Source organism: Chloracidobacterium sp., from assembly GCA_016711345.1.
Taxonomy (GTDB): Bacteria; Acidobacteriota; Blastocatellia; order Pyrinomonadales; family Pyrinomonadaceae; genus OLB17.
Genome location: JADJTD010000001.1, coordinates 2,801,286 through 2,817,271 on the forward strand (window position 1 = coordinate 2,801,286; position 15,986 = coordinate 2,817,271).

A 15,986-nucleotide genomic window follows, 5' to 3' on the forward strand; every position below is an offset into this window, starting at 1 on the left:
AATCAATTGCAGTCGGTTTTTTGATGGAAAAAGAGCTGGAAATTCGCGAATGTAATAACCTCGATGATCTGGCCGCATGTGTGCAGATCCAACGCGAGGTTTTTGCTTTGCCTGAGGTGGAATTGTCGCCTGTAAGGCATTTTGTCGTGACGAAAAACGCGGGCGGCTTTGTGATTGGTACGTATGATGGCGAGAGGCTTGCGGGTTTTGTGCTGAGCGTTCCGGCATTTTTGCGTGGCGAACGTGCCTTTTACTCCCATATGACGGGTGTTCGACAGGAATACCAAGGTTACGGTATCGGAGCGAAGCTTAAATGGGCGCAGCGAACAAGAGCTTTGGATGAAGGTGTAAAATACATCAAGTGGACATTTGAGCCTATAAAGGCGAGAAATGCCTATTTTAACCTCGAAAAACTCGGAGCGATCGTCTCAGAATATCGGCCGAATTTTTATGGTACAGACTATGCTACCGCCGATAACAAGATCGGTCTCGCTAGCGACCGTTTGTTCGCAGAATGGCACTTGGAAAGTCCTAAAGTTGCGGCATTAGCGTCAGGAGCGCAATTTGGAGATGATCGTGAACAAAGTGCTGAGATAGAGATAATGAATGACTGGTTGGGATTGGTTGCATCCTCTCCAACCGAAGCACTAGCCGAGCAGACGCGCATTCGCATTGAATTTGAAGCGGCGTTTGACAATGGTTATATCGCAAGGGGATTTAGACGCGACGATAAACGACCGGCATTTTTGCTATATCAAGATTAACGATGTCAATCTTTGAGATAGATCCCGATATTAGAAAGGCAAAGACACTTGCGTCCGATTTTTATACGGATGAGCAGTATTTCGAAATATCAAAAGAAAAGATCTTTGCAGGCTCGTGGCAATTCCTTGGTCATTCAAACGAAATGTCGGGACTAAAGCCTGTAATGATTTTGCCTGGCTTTCTTGATGAGCCCGTTTTGCTGGTGAAAACGCAAGAATCGGTGACGTGCCTTTCAAATGTTTGTACGCATCGCGGCAAAATTCTTGTCGAAGAGCCTTGCGAGGCTAATCTGATCCGCTGCTCCTATCACGGGCGGCGTTTTTCGCTTGATGGTAAGTTTTTGTCGATGCCGGAATTTGAAGGGGTTGAGGATTTTCCATCCGAGAGTGATAATTTGCGCCAGATCGCGTTTGCTGCTCAGGGCGGATTTATGTTTGCCTCGATCGATCCGGTTGATACGTTTGAAGCGTTTGTAAATGAAGCTACTATCCAGTATTCAGAACCACCGGGGTTGCGTCTAACAGCGACACGCGAATATGAAGTTAATGCGCACTGGGCGTTGTATTGCGAGAATTATCTTGAAGGCTTTCATATTCCATATGTCCATCAAGGTTTAAATGAGATCGTCGATTACGGCAGTTACACCACCGAGACGTTTCGTTATTCGAGCGTGCAAACCGGGTATGACGACCAAGGTGAAGTCGCCGCGAGATATTTATATATCTTTCCGAATCTGATGTTAAATTTTTATCCGTGGGGACTTTCCGTGAATGTTGTTCGACCGGTTTCACCGTCGAAAAGCGTAGTTGAATTTTTGACATACGTTTGTGACGAATCACTCGTGGACAAAGGAGCGGGAGCCGATCTGCATTCTGTCGAAATGGAAGACGAGGCCGTTGTCGAAAGTGTTCAAAATGGCATTCGGTCGCGGTTTTATTCTCACGGACGTTATTCGCCCACACGAGAGCAGGGAACGCATCATTTTCATCGTTTGATCGCGGAGTTTATGAGTTAATTTTGTATGAGTTCAGAAATTCAGAAAGAGATTGAAAACCTTCGTGCAGAGATCGAACGCCACAGCGATCTGTATTATCAGCAAGACTCGCCGGAGATCTCGGATTTTGAATTCGATCAGCTTCTCGAACGTCTAAGAGCCCTTGAAAATGAGCATCCCGCACTTGTTACGCCTGACAGCCCGACTCAGCGTGTCGGAGGTAAGGCAGTGAGCCTGCAGCCGTTCAAACACACTGTGGCATTGATGTCGCTTGATAATTCCTACAGTCTGGACGACCTCAAAGCCTTTACCGAGCGATGTGAAAAAATGGCCGAGGGCCGCAATCTCGAATACGTTGCCGAGTTGAAGATCGATGGGCTGAGTGTTTCTCTGCATTACGAGAAAGGCATTTTAGTAACGGGTGCTACTCGCGGTGACGGACAAACTGGTGATGAGGTCACGCAAAATGTTAAGACGATCAAAACAATTCCGCTGCGTTTGAAGGTTGATGCACCGGCGCATGCCGAAGTGCGCGGCGAAGTGTTTCTGTCGCGGTCGCAGTTTGCAAGGATCAATTCGGAACTCGAAATGCAGGGCGAAAAGATGTTTGCCAACGCACGGAATTCGGCGTCGGGCACGTTGAGGATGCTCGATTCGGCAGTCGTCGCATCGCGGCGACTCGACATGTTTCCGTATGATGCTTTTACGGGAAATCAGAAGATGTTCGCGACGCACTGGGAAAATTTTGAATGGTGCGAGCGAAACGGTTTTCACGTCAATCCAAATCGCCGCTTGTGTAGCAATTTTGAAGAGTTGGTTGAGTTTATTAATGAAATGGAAAACCACCGTGACGGCCTTGATTACGAGATCGACGGTGTTGTGGTAAAGGTCAATTCGACTGCACTGCAGGACGAATTTGGGGCAACGACTAAAGCTCCGCGTTGGGCGATTGCGTACAAATATCCGGCCCGACAGGCGACTACACGATTACTCAGTATCGGCATTCAGGTTGGCCGAACCGGTGCTTTGACGCCGGTTGCTCATCTCGAACCAACTTTGCTTGCGGGTACTACAGTCGCACGAGCTTCGCTCCATAACGAGGACGAGATCAAGCGGCTCGATCTAAAAATTGGCGATTGGGTGATGATCGAAAAGAGCGGCGAGATCATTCCGCAGGTGCTGCAAGTCGTAACAACGAAACGCGACGGCAGCGAGACGGAATTTGAGTTTCCAAATGCTTGCCCTGTTTGTCATTCGCCTGCTGTGCGTCCGGAAGGTGAAGCCGTTCGGCGGTGTACAAATGATATTTGTCCGGCGAAATTGAAAGCTCGCATACTGTATTTCGCATCGCGAAAGGCGATGGATATCGAGGGCCTTGGCGAAGTGTTGGTAGAAATGCTGGTGGACAAAGAAATGATCCGCGATGTCGCCGACCTTTATTCGCTGACTCTCGAACAGGTTTCGGGCCTCGACCGAATGGCCGAAAAATCGGGAACCAATCTTATCGAACAGATCGAGGCGAGCAAGTCTCGCGGCTTGCAGCGTTTGCTATACGGCATTGACATTCGGCACGTCGGCGAACGCTACGCAAAAATTCTCGCGAATCACTTCCGCAGCATCGACCGCCTTGCCGAGGCGAGCGTCCAGGAACTCGACGACATCCACGAGATCGGCCTCGCTGTCGCCGAGAGCGTCTATGAATGGTTTCGCGATCCGCGAAATGTCGATCTTGTCGCACGGCTCAAAGCCGTCGGAGTCAAAACCGAAACTGACGCCGCGAGCACGGCAATGCTCGACGAAAGATTTCAAGGCAAAACTTTTGTCCTGACCGGCAAGCTCGAAAACTACACCCGCGACGAAGCCGCAAAACTTATCGAAGAACGAGGCGGCCGCGTGTCATCATCGGTCAGTAAAAATACTGATTTTGTTGTTGCTGGAAGCGATGCGGGGTCGAAATTGACTAAAGCGGAAGGACTAGGTGTTGCAGTATTGGATGAAAACGAATTCCGTTCGATGATTCAATAAACGAAAACATATATCATTTTCTTATGAATGATTTTTTCACAGCAAATATATTAGAGGTTGATCCGATGGTCAGCGAGGCTATTAATGACGAAGTGCGGCGTCAGACGAACGGGCTTGAGCTTATCGCGTCGGAGAATTTTGTGTCCGAGGCCGTTTTGCAGGCGATGGGAACGGTCTTTACAAACAAATATGCCGAAGGTTATCCGGCGAAACGGTATTATGGTGGATGTGAATTTGCTGATGTCGTCGAGAATTTGGCGATAGATCGGGCTAAAGAGATCTTCGGAGCCGAGCATGCTAATGTCCAGCCGCATTCAGGTGCGCAGGCTAATATGGCTGTTTTGATGACGGCACTCGACCATGGCGATCAGATCCTCGGCATGAATCTCTCGCATGGCGGACACTTGACACATGGCCATCCGCTCAATTTTTCGGGGATCAATTATAAGGTCGCGGATTACGGCGTTAATAAAGACACCGAGCAGATCGATTACGACGAACTGCAGCGAAAGGCCGAAGAGAGCAATCCGAAGCTACTCATTTGCGGTGCGTCGGCTTATCCGCGGACGATAGATTTTGCACGCATTGGCGAGATCGCACGCAGCGTTGGTGCAAAGGTAATGGCCGACATTGCACATATCGCGGGACTAGTTGCTGTGGGCTTGCATCCTTCGCCGGTGCCGCATTGCGAATTTGTAACGACGACGACGCATAAGACCTTGCGTGGTCCGCGCGGCGGATTGATATTGTGCCGCGAGGAATTTGCTGCTGACGTAAACCGCAGCGTTTTTCCGGGCGTTCAAGGCGGGCCGCTGGTGCATATTATCGCTGCAAAAGCAGTGTCGTTTGGTGAGGCTTTGCGCGGCGATTTTAAGGCGTATCAACAGCAGATAATTGACAATGCAAAGGTGCTGGCAGAGACACTTTCAAACGCGGGTCTGCGGCTCGTTTCGGGCGGAACGGATAATCATTTGCTGCTCGTCGATGTCTTTATGGACGGCAAGGGCATCACGGGCAAGGTCGCCGAAAAGGCACTCGATGAAGTGCATATCACGGTCAATAAAAATACGATCCCCTTCGATACTAACAAGCCTTTTGTCGCGTCAGGCATTCGTCTTGGAACGCCTGCACTTACGACTCGCGGGATGAAGGAATCTGAAATGAAGTTGATCGGCGAAATGATCGCGTCGATCATCCACGAACCGGAATCAGAGGAAGTCAAGGCGAATGTCAGGCGCGGCGTTGCGGAGATAACGGCGAAATTTCCGATGTATCTCAATCGGTTGGAAGCGACAAAGCAGGAATCGATCTCGGCGACATAATGATTAAAATGACCAAAAGATTTTCGCAACTACTTTCAGCCGTCTTACTCGTGTTGGTTTTTTCCATATCTTCATTTAGCCAGACTATTGTCGTCCGTCCGATGCCTGCTGATTTCAAAAGTGACGGCTGTTCGCTTTTTCCTGACGGCAACTATCGCGATTGCTGTGTCGAGCATGACAAGGCTTATTATTTCGGCGGAACAAAGGCGGAAAGAAGAGCGGCTGACAAACGGCTTTGCGATTGTGTGCGTGCAAAAGGCCATCGATTTCTTTCCCCAGTGATTTATCTTGGAGTTCGGATCGGCGGCGTCGCATGGCTGCCGACGCCTTTCCGCTGGGGATTTGGAAGCAATAAAGGCGTGAAAAAGCCCGAAAAATAAAACCTAAGATTCTTTCAAAAACGCTATTGATCTGCGAGTGAGCTTTCGGCCTCAAGTTGATCGAGGATGTCGCGGGCCTCTTCGGAATCGAATTCAAAGGCTTTTTGCTCTAATGCTCCGGCGGCGATTTCCGCATATAGCGAATCATCCAACAACGGCAGTATCGAAGGTATCGGCAGCATTGATAGAGTTTCGTAGGCTATCGCGCGAATCTGTGGAAGCTCGGTCTGCCGGACTATCTCTGCTATCTCGCCCGCCGAATAACGTTCTGCGAGGCGGTCGGCAAGTTTGTCGAGACGGTCGTAATCGTTCTCTCGTATAACTCGCTCGGCAAGTTGAATAAAGACCTCGGCCGAAGCGGACTGTGCTTCGAGCACGCGGGCACAGGCATCTGCGAACTGCGATATCTCAGCTAATTTTACTGAATTCTTTCGTATCGAACTTTTCTTTGATTGTTCGTCGAGGGCTCTGAGCAGACGGCTCACTTCCCAGTCGGCGTGAGCGTCGTAGGAGAATTTAGGACTCTTTGTGTTAGCCGGGGTTGGATTGCTAGATTGCAATGCTCCGACGAGCATTTTTTTTGTCATGGGCCGCAAACCGTCCCACACACGAGCAACCCTTCCACCTAATTCCTTGATCATCATGTCAATTGAATAAGTTTGCTATCGCACGGCGCGGTTGTCAAGCTGATATTTTTGCCGAGATGGATTCACAGAGACGAAGCTCAACGGAGCTAAGAAGATTTTCAAATTGTTCATCATCTTCGTCCACGTTTTCAAGCAAAGCAAATGGAATATCACCCAAATATCGTATTTCCCAAGCCACACCGCCGCTTTTCGGCGGACGTGAGAACCACGCCGCGTCAATCGCCGAATCGACAATTATGGTTTCGCCGAAAAGTGAGTCTTTATCGTGCTGCAAGTTTTTGCTCGACTGGCTGGTAAGCAGCACACGGCGTAATATCCAGCCGTATTTTTGATATGTTGCGATGATCTCCGCGACGGCGGAAGCTTTGGTCATTACCTATTTGAATGGGCAGCTTTGTTGGACGCTGTATTTATGCCGGGCATCGGAGCATTGGAGTTTAATATAGGCGGACTTTGTACGTCAGAATTTGCTGCGGCGTTTGCGGCCTGCTTTTCGACCACATCACGGCCCGGTCCAGGTGACTTGTATGTCCCTGCAAACATATCTCCGACCGCAAGTTTCCATGAGCCGTCCTCTTTAATGAAGGCGAGGTCTTCCCATTTACTTTCTTTTGAGTTCCAAACCTCCAATGCTCCCATATCGCCGTCGATTCGTTCATCACGCATCGTCGGTAAGGTTGCAGAAAAGGTTGTGGCTGTAAATCCGTTCTCATAGACCTTTTCGAGCGGAGTGCCGTTTCGCTGCGAAGCCATCGCGCCGAATTCGATAGATTTTTTCGTGAGCAGTTTTTTAATGGCTTCCGTGTCTTTGCTTTTAACAGCAGCGTATAGGAGTTTGTAGGCTTCCGTTGGAGTCGCACCTCCACCGCCGCCACTCGACATTTGGCTGCAAGCAACAACAGAGCAAATCACTAAAAGCACGGCAAACAAAAGAATGATTCTTAGCATAAATTCAACAACATTGTCTCCGACAATTTGAAAGTATACAACATTTTTATCAATCAATTATTAGCGGATATTTTATTCGTATATAATCCGTGGTTTATGAAAGCGTTGCGTTTTACTCATGATGGCGGCCTTGAAGTGGCAAACGTTGCCAACCCTAATAACGAATCTGAAGCGCTCGTTCGCGTTTTAAAGTCGGGAATTTGTAACACCGATCTTGAGATCGTGCGAGGCTACGCCGGTTTTTCGGGAACTATCGGTCATGAATTCGTCGGTGTTGTCGAAAGGGCTGATGACAGGACTGAGATCGTTGGGAAAAGGGTTGTTGGCGAGATAAACGCAGGCTGCGGAAGTTGTGATCTATGCATTGCGGGCGATTCGCGGCATTGTCCTACGCGGACCGTTCTGGGCATTGTGGATCGCGACGGCTGTCATGCCGAATTTTTGCAATTGCCCTCGCGAAATCTCATAGAGATTCCTGACAGGGTGACAGATGCGCAGGCAGTCTTCGCCGAGCCGCTCGCGGCAGCTTTTGGAGTCACTGAGCAAGTTGAAATATTGCCCGAGACAAAGGTCGCGGTCATCGGTGACGGAAAACTCGGATTGCTGTGTGCAATGAGTCTTGCTCTCAAATCACAAAATGTCACGCTGATCGGCAAGCACACATCTAAAATGTCCATCGCTGAAAAAAATGGTGTAGAGGGCATTTTTCTCGGTAATCTGACACCGATGATTTCCGGTCGATTCGATGTTGTTGTTGAGGCAAGCGGTTCCGAATCGGGATTTGCCACGGCGCTCGATCTTGTAAGGCCACGTGGAAAAATAGTGCTCAAGTCCACGTTTCACGGCACGCAAACATGGGCGGCTTCGCGTGTTGTTGTCGATGAAATAACTATAGTCGGTTCCCGTTGCGGAAAGATGGAACCGGCAATTACTCTGCTTGCTGACGGTCTGATAAATGTAAACGATCTGATCACAAATGAGTTCTCGCTCTTAGATGGCATTGTCGCGATGGAGTGTGCCGCAGCGAAGGGCGTTCTAAAAGTGATTCTGTCGCCGTAAGGATTTGGTATAATTCTTAGAGAAAGCTTCCCGTCGGTAACTCGCTTATTTCAGAAGCCTTCCTCGACTATGTTAAAACGATCTGAATTATCGCCTTTGAGACAAAAGAGCATTTTGTTGATTTTTTTGGCTGTTGCACTCTTAACTGTTCATACGTACGCACAGCCGGACAGGACGAGATCGTTTGCGGACATCGCAAAAAAAGTCGCTCCCGCGATTGTTAGTATTGATACGAAAAGTAAGACGATTCCCGCTATTTACAGCGGCCCGGTCAAACCCGATGATCCAAAAGGTATGTTGGATTTTTTGGGCCGCCAACGGCCGGCACATTCCGTAGGTAGCGGCTTTATCGTCGATAAAAGCGGTTACATTATCACGAATTCACATGTGGTTGAAAATGCGGAAAGGGTTACCGTCAAGCTCGACTCTGGCGAAGAATTTACAGCAACTGTAGTCGGCTCGGACGGTAGAGAAGTGACCGACCTTGCAGTTCTTAAGATCGATGCCAGACGCGATTTGCCATTTCTCAAGTTTGGCGATTCAGACAAGGCCGAGATCGGAGATTGGGTACTCACGGTCGGCTCGCCGTTTGGCTTGGCAAAATCTGTATCAGCCGGAATAATCTCGCAGACAAGACGCGAGACGCCAGGCACGTCACCGTTTCAGCGCTTCATACAGACGGACGCGGTCATCAATCCGGGCAATTCAGGCGGTCCGCTTGTAAACATGGACGGCGAGGTGATCGGTGTGAATTCGCAGATAGCGACCGCGACCGGCGGATACAACGGCGTTGGTTTTGCATTGCCATCTAACGAGACGGCAAATGTTTACGCTCAGATCGTAAAGAATGGTAAAGTTCGCAGAGGGTATTTAGGAGCATATCTCGAATCTGTAGGCACGGAGTTTGCCCGCGTTTACGGCCTTGCAGAAGCGAAGGGAGCGATAGTTACGAACGTTCCCGACAAACAGAGTCCCGCCGCAGTCGCAGGATTGGAGGTGGGCGATGTCGTCATCGAATTCAACGGGCTAACGATCGAGAACGCAAGGGATATGATCTCAAAAGTTGCCGCTGTACAGCCGGGCCAGTTGATCTCAGTTACCTACCTTCGAGAAGCGGGAGCTAATCTTGAACGCAAAAGCGCATCGATAAAGTTAGGGGAACGGCCGTCAAGCAGAGCCGCAACTAGCGAAACCAGCAGTCCAAAAATACCAGTCAAGGATGTCAAAGAAGAACAAAATCCCTTTGGTCTCACACTGGCAGAATTAACCCCGCTCCTCGCTCAGAGGTACAGGCTCGTCGGCCTTAAAGGGCTTGTCATTAGAGAGGTAAGTTCAACGAGCTTTGTTTCCGATCTGAAAAATTCTCTGGGTTTTCCGGCGTTGGGTGAGGGCGATCTTATACAACGGCTCAATCGAACCACCGTCACTGATCTAAAGTCTTTTAACATCGCGGCATCTCGCCTTAAAGTTGGCGATGCTGTCGTTCTCCATATCAAGTATTATGAGCCGGACTCCAAAACTGCCCAGCTCAAGATAGTGCAATTTACTGTCAGGTAGACCTAGTCCAACATCCAACTTCAAGGTCCAAAGCTTGCATTTAATTGATGCCAACTTTGGACTTTGGCCTTTGCACGTTAAACTTAAAGTTTATGGCAAAAGTACAAAAAACGAAGAGTAAAGGATCGGCTAAAACGTCGATCAAGAAATATCACAACTATATCGGCGGCGAATGGGTCAAATCTTCGTCGGGCGAGTGGTTTGACAATGTGAATCCGGCTGACACGTCGGATATAGTCGGGCGTTTTCCCGCGTCTAACGAAGACGACGTAAACGCTGCGGTTGAGGCGGCGAAAAAGGCTGCGACACGCTGGCGCCGAACTCCTGCACCGAAACGTGCTGAGATCCTCTTCACGCTTGGCGAAATTCTCCGCAAAAATAAGGACGAATTTACGCACCAGATGACCCGCGAAATGGGCAAGGTGCTAAAGGAAGCTGGCGGCGATGTACAGGAAGCGATCGACTGCACCTACTACACCGCCGGTGAAGGCCGCAGATTGCATGGCTTTACGACGCCGGCTGAAATGCCGAACAAATTCGCAATGTGCGTCCGCCAGCCGGTCGGCATCTGCGGACTCATCACGCCGTTCAATTTCCCAATGGCGATCCCGTCGTGGAAGTTAATTCCCGCATTGGTATGCGGTAACACAGTCGTCATCAAATCGGGCGAGGACGTGCCGCTTTCGACGATCAATCTAATTAAGTCTTGCGAAGAAGCTGGCATTCCGAAAGGCGTGGTCAACGTCGTCAACGGCTTTGGAGCGCCCGGTGCGGCACTTGTCGATCATAAGGATGTTCGGCTGATCTCGTTCACCGGCTCGACCTCGACCGGACGGCTGATCGCCGAGGCTTGTGCCCGCGACAACAAGATCGTCAGCCTTGAAATGGGCGGCAAAAACGCGATCATTGTTATGGATGATGCGGATGTCGATAACGCCGTCGAAGGCTCGCTGTGGGGAGCATTCGGCACGAGCGGACAGCGATGCACCGCTTCGTCGCGGCTTATTGTCCACAAAAAGGTCTATAAGAAATTCTGCGAAAAGCTGGTCGAAAAGGTTAAAAAACTCCGCGTCGGCAACGGCCTCGATGCGAAAACGGAAGTTGGTCCGGTCATCAATGAGCGTGCCATGGACAAGATCCTCGGCTACATTGAGATCGGCAAAAATCACGACAAAGCGACACTCGCTTGCGGCGGCAAGCGATTGACGCGAGGCGATTACTCAAAAGGCTATTTCATCGAGCCGACGGTGTTCACGAACGTCAGCCCGAAGATGCGTGTCGCTCAGGAAGAGATCTTTGGTCCGGTGACGTGCGTCATTCCGTTCTCAACACTCGACGAAGCGATCGACATCGTCAACGGCGTCGCATACGGCCTCTCGTCGGCGATATACACGCAGGATGTTAACCATGCATTCTACGCGATGCAGGAACTCTACACCGGCATTTGCTATGTCAATTCGGCGACTATCGGAGCAGAAGTTCACCTACCATTCGGCGGCACAAAGAACACCGGCAACGGCCACCGCGAAGCGGGCACGCAGGTCCTCGACATCTTCAGCGAGTGGAAGTCGCTATACATCGACTACTCCGGCAAACTGCAAAAAGCGCAGATCGACGAGGTTGAGATCTAGTACATTCTCGAATAGGGAATTTGAACGCGGATTTAGCAGATCAAGCGGATGGGAGCGGATTCTTCATAGATCTTATCCTGTTCATCCGCCTAATCCGCTAAATCCGCGTTCATAATTTATATGACAATCGAAAAGGCCCGCGAAATTCTCAAACATCGCTTTGGCTTTGATTCGTTTCGGATGAATCAGGAAGCGGCGATCTCGACCGTTTTGGCCGGAAAGGACTGTGTCGTGCTCATGCCGACGGGCGGCGGTAAATCGATCTGTTACCAGATACCGGCGTTGATGTCTGACGGTTTGACGGTTGTGATCTCGCCGCTGATAGCCTTGATGAAGGATCAGGTCGATGCATTACGCAACAATGGCGTCGACGCTGCATTTCTGAATTCCACACAAACTGCTGCCCAGCAAGTCGAGGTTTTTAGTGACATTCGCAACGGCAAATTGAAACTGCTTTACGTCGCTCCCGAACGCCTCTTGCAAAGCGGCGATCTGTTTCTGGATTTTCTTCGAGGCATTAACATCTCGCTGTTTGCGATTGATGAGGCTCATTGTATCTCGAGTTGGGGACACGATTTCAGGCCGGAGTATTTGCGGCTTGCGGCGCTCAAGAGCGAGTTTCCTAGGATTCCGCTGATCGCGCTGACGGCGACCGCCGATAAGTTGGTTCGCAAAGATATCGTCGAGCGGCTGAATATCAATCATGCCGAGGTTTTTGTTTCCAGCTTTAACCGGCCGAATATTTTCTACACTGTCGAGCCAAAGCGGAAATCCTACGATCAACTGCTCGATTATCTTGAGAAACGAAAAGACGAAAGCGGCATAATCTATTGCCTGAGCCGCAGCTCGGTCGATTCGCTGGCCGCCGATCTTCGCGACGAAGGCTACAGTGCATTGTCTTATCACGCCGGACTGGATAGACAGACTCGCGAGAAACATCAGGAATCTTTCCTAAAAGACGAGACAAAGATCGTTGTGGCCACGATCGCCTTTGGCATGGGCATCGACAAATCCAACGTCCGGTTTGTCGTCCATATGGACCTGCCCAAAAATGTCGAGAGCTATTATCAGGAAACCGGACGCGCGGGCCGAGACGGTTTGCAGAGCGATGCTTTGCTGTTTTTCTCGTGGGCGGACGTTATCAAACTAAAAGGTTTTGCCGAGGTCGAAGGCAACGCCGAACAGTCGAGGATCATGCTCAAAAAGCTCGATCTGATGGGCAAATATGGTGATCTGACAACGTGCCGCCGGAAATTTTTGCTCAATTATTTTTCGGAAATGATGGATGAGGATTGCGGCAATTGTGATAATTGCACAACCGTCGTCGAGCGGTTTGACGGCACGGTCATCGCTCAGAAGGCTTTGAGTGCGGTATATCGAACTGATCAAAGGTTCGGGATGAGCTATTTGATCGATTTTCTCAGAGGCTCGAAAAGCGAAAAGATCCGTGACGAGCACAAAAACATAAAAACCTACGGCGTCGGGGCGGACATCTCAAAGGATAATTGGTTCAATTACTTCAAAGATCTGATCGCTCAAGGCTATCTTGCTCAGACCGAGGGCGAATATCCGATCATCGTTCTTACTGAATCCAGCATGGACGTACTCGCCGGGAAAACGCCTGTCGAACTCGTCAAGTTAAAGGTCAAAGAAGAGAAAAAAGCGAAACTCGTCTCAGATGTTTCTCATCCGTATATTCAGGCACTTTTCGACGATCTGCGCACTCTGCGAACGAATCTGGCAAAACACGAAAATGTGCCGCCGTACATCATTTTCTCGGACGCAACGCTGGTCGAAATGTCCACGTATCTGCCGCAGAACGATTGGGAAATGCGGAAGATCTCAGGTATCGGCGATCTCAAATTCGACAAATACGGAGCCGATTTGTTGCGAGTGATAAAAGAATACTGCCTTAAAAACAGCCTTGTTTCCCGCATCGACCTAAAGTCGCCCAAATCCAACTGCAAACAGCGCACTAAACGTGACGTTAATGGCAAAGACACCTTTCAGATCTCGCTTGAAATGTACCGCGAAGGCAAGTCGATCGCTCAAATAGCCGCCGAGCGAGGAGTGCAGCCAAGCACCGTCGAAGGCCATCTTGCCAGGTTTATTACAACCGGTCAGATACGCCTCGATGAGCTTGTTTCATTCGACAAAGTCGAACCGATACGAAACGCGATCATCAAATTCAACGACACCGGAGCACTATCGCCCATCAAAGAATTTTTGGGTGACCAATACACCTACGGCGAAATCCGCGCGGTAATGGCCTCGATGTAATATTGTTACTCCGTCATCGAACAACATATCGAAAAAGGAAATGTCGTCAAAAGACTGGCATTGATGGAATTGCGGAAGCCAGAGGCTTAATTTGTAAAGCCAATGCCTTTTGTTGTTAGAAACTTATTCCAATCCTTCAAGCACAGTTCGGCTAGCTGAACAGCATTATGCTCGGCACCATTTATAATAAATTTAACGACGGTCGTTGCAATCGGCTCGCCAGCGCGTTTGGAATGTGAAATCGTGAAAGTATCGCCCTCGTTCGGAGTTCCAGCCATCTTAATAATCGGTCCACTTCGACCAACCGGATTGTCGATCGCATCAGCAAGAATCATTCTGTCTAGTGATTTTCCTGTGCGCGCCGGCCCGTGCTTAAACGTATTGCATATTTCACCAGCGATCAGCAGGGCGGAACTACTTTGTACGAAGGCTTCGACACCTTTCTTGTCTTTGATCCGTGAATCTCTTCTAAGGGCATCCTTAAAATGGTGGCACTCTGAAAAGAAGTTCTTAGTTTTGTCGAGAGCGGCCTCGTCCGCAATGATTGCGATTGGTCCGCGATCAGTTGCTAACTGTTTGATCTCCCCAAACAATCGCTGCAACCGTTCGTGATGTCTTTCAAGTTGGTCGTTAACATCCTTCATGCCGATATTGCGAATTAGTAATAGGAAATTTCTCTAAGTATTAGTTTATTCGCTATTGGTTCGATGTCATGACCAATATCAACTAAGGCTAGTTGCGAAATCCAGTTACCGTATGCGTCTAGCTTGTATTGATATCGAGTTGTTGCAAACAGTTTTCCGTCTCGGATGTCTTTTTCCGAAATACATCTGTCTTGCTCGTTGTACTCGAATAACGTTTGGGAGTAAGAGCCATTTGAGGCACGTCGCATTCGTTCTGTTAGATTGCCATTTCGATCAAACGTCGCGGTTTCCTTGACCATTAATCCGTTCTTAGCTGCGAATTCACTCTCCTTCGAGATCCCGTAATAACGTTGCTCAAGTTTTATTTGTAGATTCTGAGTGTCCGTATAGCTTCTTTCCACAGGCATTCGTTCCTGTGATAGGACCGAAACGCGCGAACGCATTCCTCGGTAGTCGTAACTAGTTTGAAATATACTGTAAATCTTACCATCAGAACCATGGGTGATAACTTCCAAATGATTTCCATCTTCGTTGAACAGGTAAGTGTCTTTTGGTTTTGGCGTAATCGAATAGAGGTCAGTATCTGGGTCCTCCTTTTCCGCGACCTTAACTTTTACTAGCTTTACTTTGCCGACAAATCCATCATCTTCTGCATCACTAATTGCAAAAGCTCCGGTCTCTTTCACGGATGCGTCCCATGTAAGGCGGAGTTTCAGGACGTACGAGCCTGCAACTGCAAAATTAAGATTCTGGCCCGACGACAACGATGACACTGCGACTCCGACGATGTTTCCATTCGTATCAACCACCGGCCCCCCACTCGAACCCGCAGAAATCGCAGCGTCAATTTGAACGAGTCCTTCGTCTTTCCTTATTCCGCTGATAATTCCGCTAGAAAGAGTATTTTCAAGTCCCCGCGGGCTCCCACCCACATAAATATCATCGCCTACTCCGAGTTTTTCTGGGTCAGCTAACATGAGTGCGGGTAACGCTAACCCGTCTACTTCAAAGACACAAAGATCGTGTTTTATATCTATTCCTACAATGCGTTTTATCGAATATTCAGTTGCAGATCCCACGACCTTTACCTTACCGGTCCACGCTCTTTTGAAGACGTGTAGATTGGAGACGATGAATGAACTAGTTGAACTTCCGGGCTTCTGATTCAGAGTCGGAACGCCGATTCCAAACCTTCGACTAAGGTCATCCCAGTAGTCGCCAGTTTTCTTCGCAAGAAGCGCCGGCGGAACTCCATAAAAAAAGCCGCTACCCAGTGCCAGAGGCTTTCCATTGATATCTTGGGTCGTAACTAATACGAGTGATTTCGCAATTTTGTCCGCAATTTGTCTCGAAGTTAAAGACGTGACGACATATTTCGATGGCTTGCGTGGAGTCTTCTGGGCGACCAAGGTCGACGGACACAGGAATAAAAACACCGCCGATATCACGACGAGATAATCCCGGTAGGATCGATAGCTATGGTTCATGGTGTTGACGGGTTTGGTTTTGCGGGCGCTGTTCGATGTGGCAGCTTGGAGCCAGGCGGCTAGTTTGCCGGGGTTGGTGGCATAGAGTTTATGCATAACGTCGTCACTTCTAATTTGTTGCTTTCGAGGCATAGTAGCATCCATTTGGATAAAAGCAAAGAAAGGCTATTCCAGATGATCAAAAGGGATTATCGTGTCGTTGCACACATAAAATATATTGACTTCTGTGCAAATATATGCTAGGATG

14 protein-coding genes are annotated in these 15,986 nt (G+C 49.1%); 9 read left to right on the forward strand and 5 right to left on the reverse strand.

The annotated features are described in order from the left end of the window. The first annotated feature begins 23 nt into the window (after positions 1-23). The 5 genes from IPL32_11595 to IPL32_11615 are packed head-to-tail and all read left to right on the forward strand — an operon-like array spanning position 24 to position 5,486. Positions 24-764: a GNAT family N-acetyltransferase gene (locus IPL32_11595; GenBank protein MBK8466465.1), complete on the forward strand. Its 741-nt coding sequence runs from the start codon at positions 24-26 to the stop codon at positions 762-764. Between the two features lie 2 nt (positions 765-766). Beyond that, on the forward strand, positions 767-1,780 hold the full coding sequence (locus tag IPL32_11600; protein MBK8466466.1) for an aromatic ring-hydroxylating dioxygenase subunit alpha: 1,014 nt from the start codon (positions 767-769) through the stop codon (positions 1,778-1,780). Positions 1,781-1,786: 6 nt separating this feature from the next. Beyond that, positions 1,787-3,784 (forward strand): NAD-dependent DNA ligase LigA, encoded by a 1,998-nt coding sequence (gene ligA, locus IPL32_11605; protein ID MBK8466467.1) that lies wholly within the window; start codon positions 1,787-1,789, stop codon positions 3,782-3,784. 23 nt (positions 3,785-3,807) lie between these two features. Continuing rightward, the gene (locus IPL32_11610; protein ID MBK8466468.1) at positions 3,808-5,106 is read left to right on the forward strand and encodes a serine hydroxymethyltransferase; all 1,299 of its coding nucleotides are present in this window, start codon (positions 3,808-3,810) and stop codon (positions 5,104-5,106) included. An 8-nt stretch (positions 5,107-5,114) separates the two neighbouring features. Then, entirely contained in the window at positions 5,115-5,486 is a 372-nt protein-coding gene (locus IPL32_11615; protein ID MBK8466469.1) for an FAD-binding oxidoreductase, read from the forward strand. A gap of 23 nt (positions 5,487-5,509) precedes the next feature. Here the strand turns inward: IPL32_11615 and IPL32_11620 are convergent, their stop codons facing one another. The 3 genes from IPL32_11620 to IPL32_11630 are packed head-to-tail and all read right to left on the reverse strand — an operon-like array spanning position 5,510 to position 7,081. Further along, complete coding sequence (locus IPL32_11620; protein MBK8466470.1) at positions 5,510-6,130, reverse strand: hypothetical protein; 621 nt, start codon at positions 6,128-6,130, stop codon at positions 5,510-5,512. Positions 6,131-6,167: 37 nt separating this feature from the next. Next, positions 6,168-6,506: a hypothetical protein gene (locus IPL32_11625; protein MBK8466471.1), complete on the reverse strand. Its 339-nt coding sequence runs from the start codon at positions 6,504-6,506 to the stop codon at positions 6,168-6,170. Then, positions 6,506-7,081: a hypothetical protein gene (locus tag IPL32_11630; GenBank protein ID MBK8466472.1), complete on the reverse strand. Its 576-nt coding sequence runs from the start codon at positions 7,079-7,081 to the stop codon at positions 6,506-6,508. Before IPL32_11630 ends, IPL32_11625 begins: the two co-directional genes overlap by 1 nt. 96 nt (positions 7,082-7,177) lie before the next feature. Between IPL32_11630 and IPL32_11635 the strand changes: the two genes are divergently transcribed. The 4 genes from IPL32_11635 (at position 7,178) to recQ (ending at position 13,608) form a co-directional block, all read left to right on the forward strand. Further along, entirely contained in the window at positions 7,178-8,140 is a 963-nt protein-coding gene (locus IPL32_11635) for an alcohol dehydrogenase catalytic domain-containing protein (GenBank protein ID MBK8466473.1), read from the forward strand. 126 nt (positions 8,141-8,266) lie between these two features. After that, positions 8,267-9,697, forward strand: a complete 1,431-nt coding sequence (locus tag IPL32_11640) for a trypsin-like peptidase domain-containing protein (protein MBK8466474.1) — start codon at positions 8,267-8,269, stop codon at positions 9,695-9,697. A gap of 92 nt (positions 9,698-9,789) precedes the next feature. Beyond that, positions 9,790-11,328 (forward strand): aldehyde dehydrogenase family protein, encoded by a 1,539-nt coding sequence (locus IPL32_11645; GenBank protein ID MBK8466475.1) that lies wholly within the window; start codon positions 9,790-9,792, stop codon positions 11,326-11,328. Positions 11,329-11,448: 120 nt separating this feature from the next. Continuing rightward, entirely contained in the window at positions 11,449-13,608 is a 2,160-nt protein-coding gene (recQ, locus tag IPL32_11650; protein ID MBK8466476.1) for a DNA helicase RecQ, read from the forward strand. An 86-nt stretch (positions 13,609-13,694) separates the two neighbouring features. On the opposite strand, the gene IPL32_11655 is transcribed toward recQ, so the two are convergent. Both IPL32_11655 and IPL32_11660 read right to left on the reverse strand, forming a co-directional pair. Beyond that, positions 13,695-14,252 carry a hypothetical protein gene (locus IPL32_11655; GenBank protein MBK8466477.1) on the reverse strand — a complete coding sequence of 186 codons (558 nt, stop codon included), beginning with the start codon at positions 14,250-14,252 and terminating at the stop codon, positions 13,695-13,697. Positions 14,253-14,266: 14 nt separating this feature from the next. Continuing rightward, positions 14,267-15,835 carry a trypsin-like peptidase domain-containing protein gene (locus IPL32_11660; GenBank protein ID MBK8466478.1) on the reverse strand — a complete coding sequence of 523 codons (1,569 nt, stop codon included), beginning with the start codon at positions 15,833-15,835 and terminating at the stop codon, positions 14,267-14,269. Positions 15,836-15,986 lie beyond the last annotated feature (151 nt).

Bases quoted from the DNA above. Each gene is read 5' to 3' on its own strand.
- IPL32_11645 (MBK8466475.1), top strand. From the start codon at position 9,790: ATGGCAAAAGTACAAAAAACGAAGAGTAAAGGATCGGCTAAAACGTCG.
- IPL32_11615 (MBK8466469.1), top strand. From the start codon at position 5,115: ATGACCAAAAGATTTTCGCAACTACTTTCAGCCGTCTTACTCGTGTTG.
- IPL32_11625 (MBK8466471.1), bottom strand. From the start codon at position 6,506: ATGACCAAAGCTTCCGCCGTCGCGGAGATCATCGCAACATATCAAAAA.
- IPL32_11610 (MBK8466468.1), top strand. From the start codon at position 3,808: ATGAATGATTTTTTCACAGCAAATATATTAGAGGTTGATCCGATGGTC.
- IPL32_11635 (MBK8466473.1), top strand. From the start codon at position 7,178: ATGAAAGCGTTGCGTTTTACTCATGATGGCGGCCTTGAAGTGGCAAAC.
- IPL32_11600 (MBK8466466.1), top strand. From the start codon at position 767: ATGTCAATCTTTGAGATAGATCCCGATATTAGAAAGGCAAAGACACTT.
- IPL32_11595 (MBK8466465.1), top strand. From the start codon at position 24: ATGGAAAAAGAGCTGGAAATTCGCGAATGTAATAACCTCGATGATCTG.
- ligA (MBK8466467.1), top strand. From the start codon at position 1,787: ATGAGTTCAGAAATTCAGAAAGAGATTGAAAACCTTCGTGCAGAGATC.
- recQ (MBK8466476.1), top strand. From the start codon at position 11,449: ATGACAATCGAAAAGGCCCGCGAAATTCTCAAACATCGCTTTGGCTTT.
- IPL32_11660 (MBK8466478.1), bottom strand. From the start codon at position 15,835: ATGCATAAACTCTATGCCACCAACCCCGGCAAACTAGCCGCCTGGCTC.
- IPL32_11630 (MBK8466472.1), bottom strand. From the start codon at position 7,081: ATGCTAAGAATCATTCTTTTGTTTGCCGTGCTTTTAGTGATTTGCTCT.
- IPL32_11655 (MBK8466477.1), bottom strand. From the start codon at position 14,252: ATGAAGGATGTTAACGACCAACTTGAAAGACATCACGAACGGTTGCAG.
- IPL32_11620 (MBK8466470.1), bottom strand. From the start codon at position 6,130: ATGATGATCAAGGAATTAGGTGGAAGGGTTGCTCGTGTGTGGGACGGT.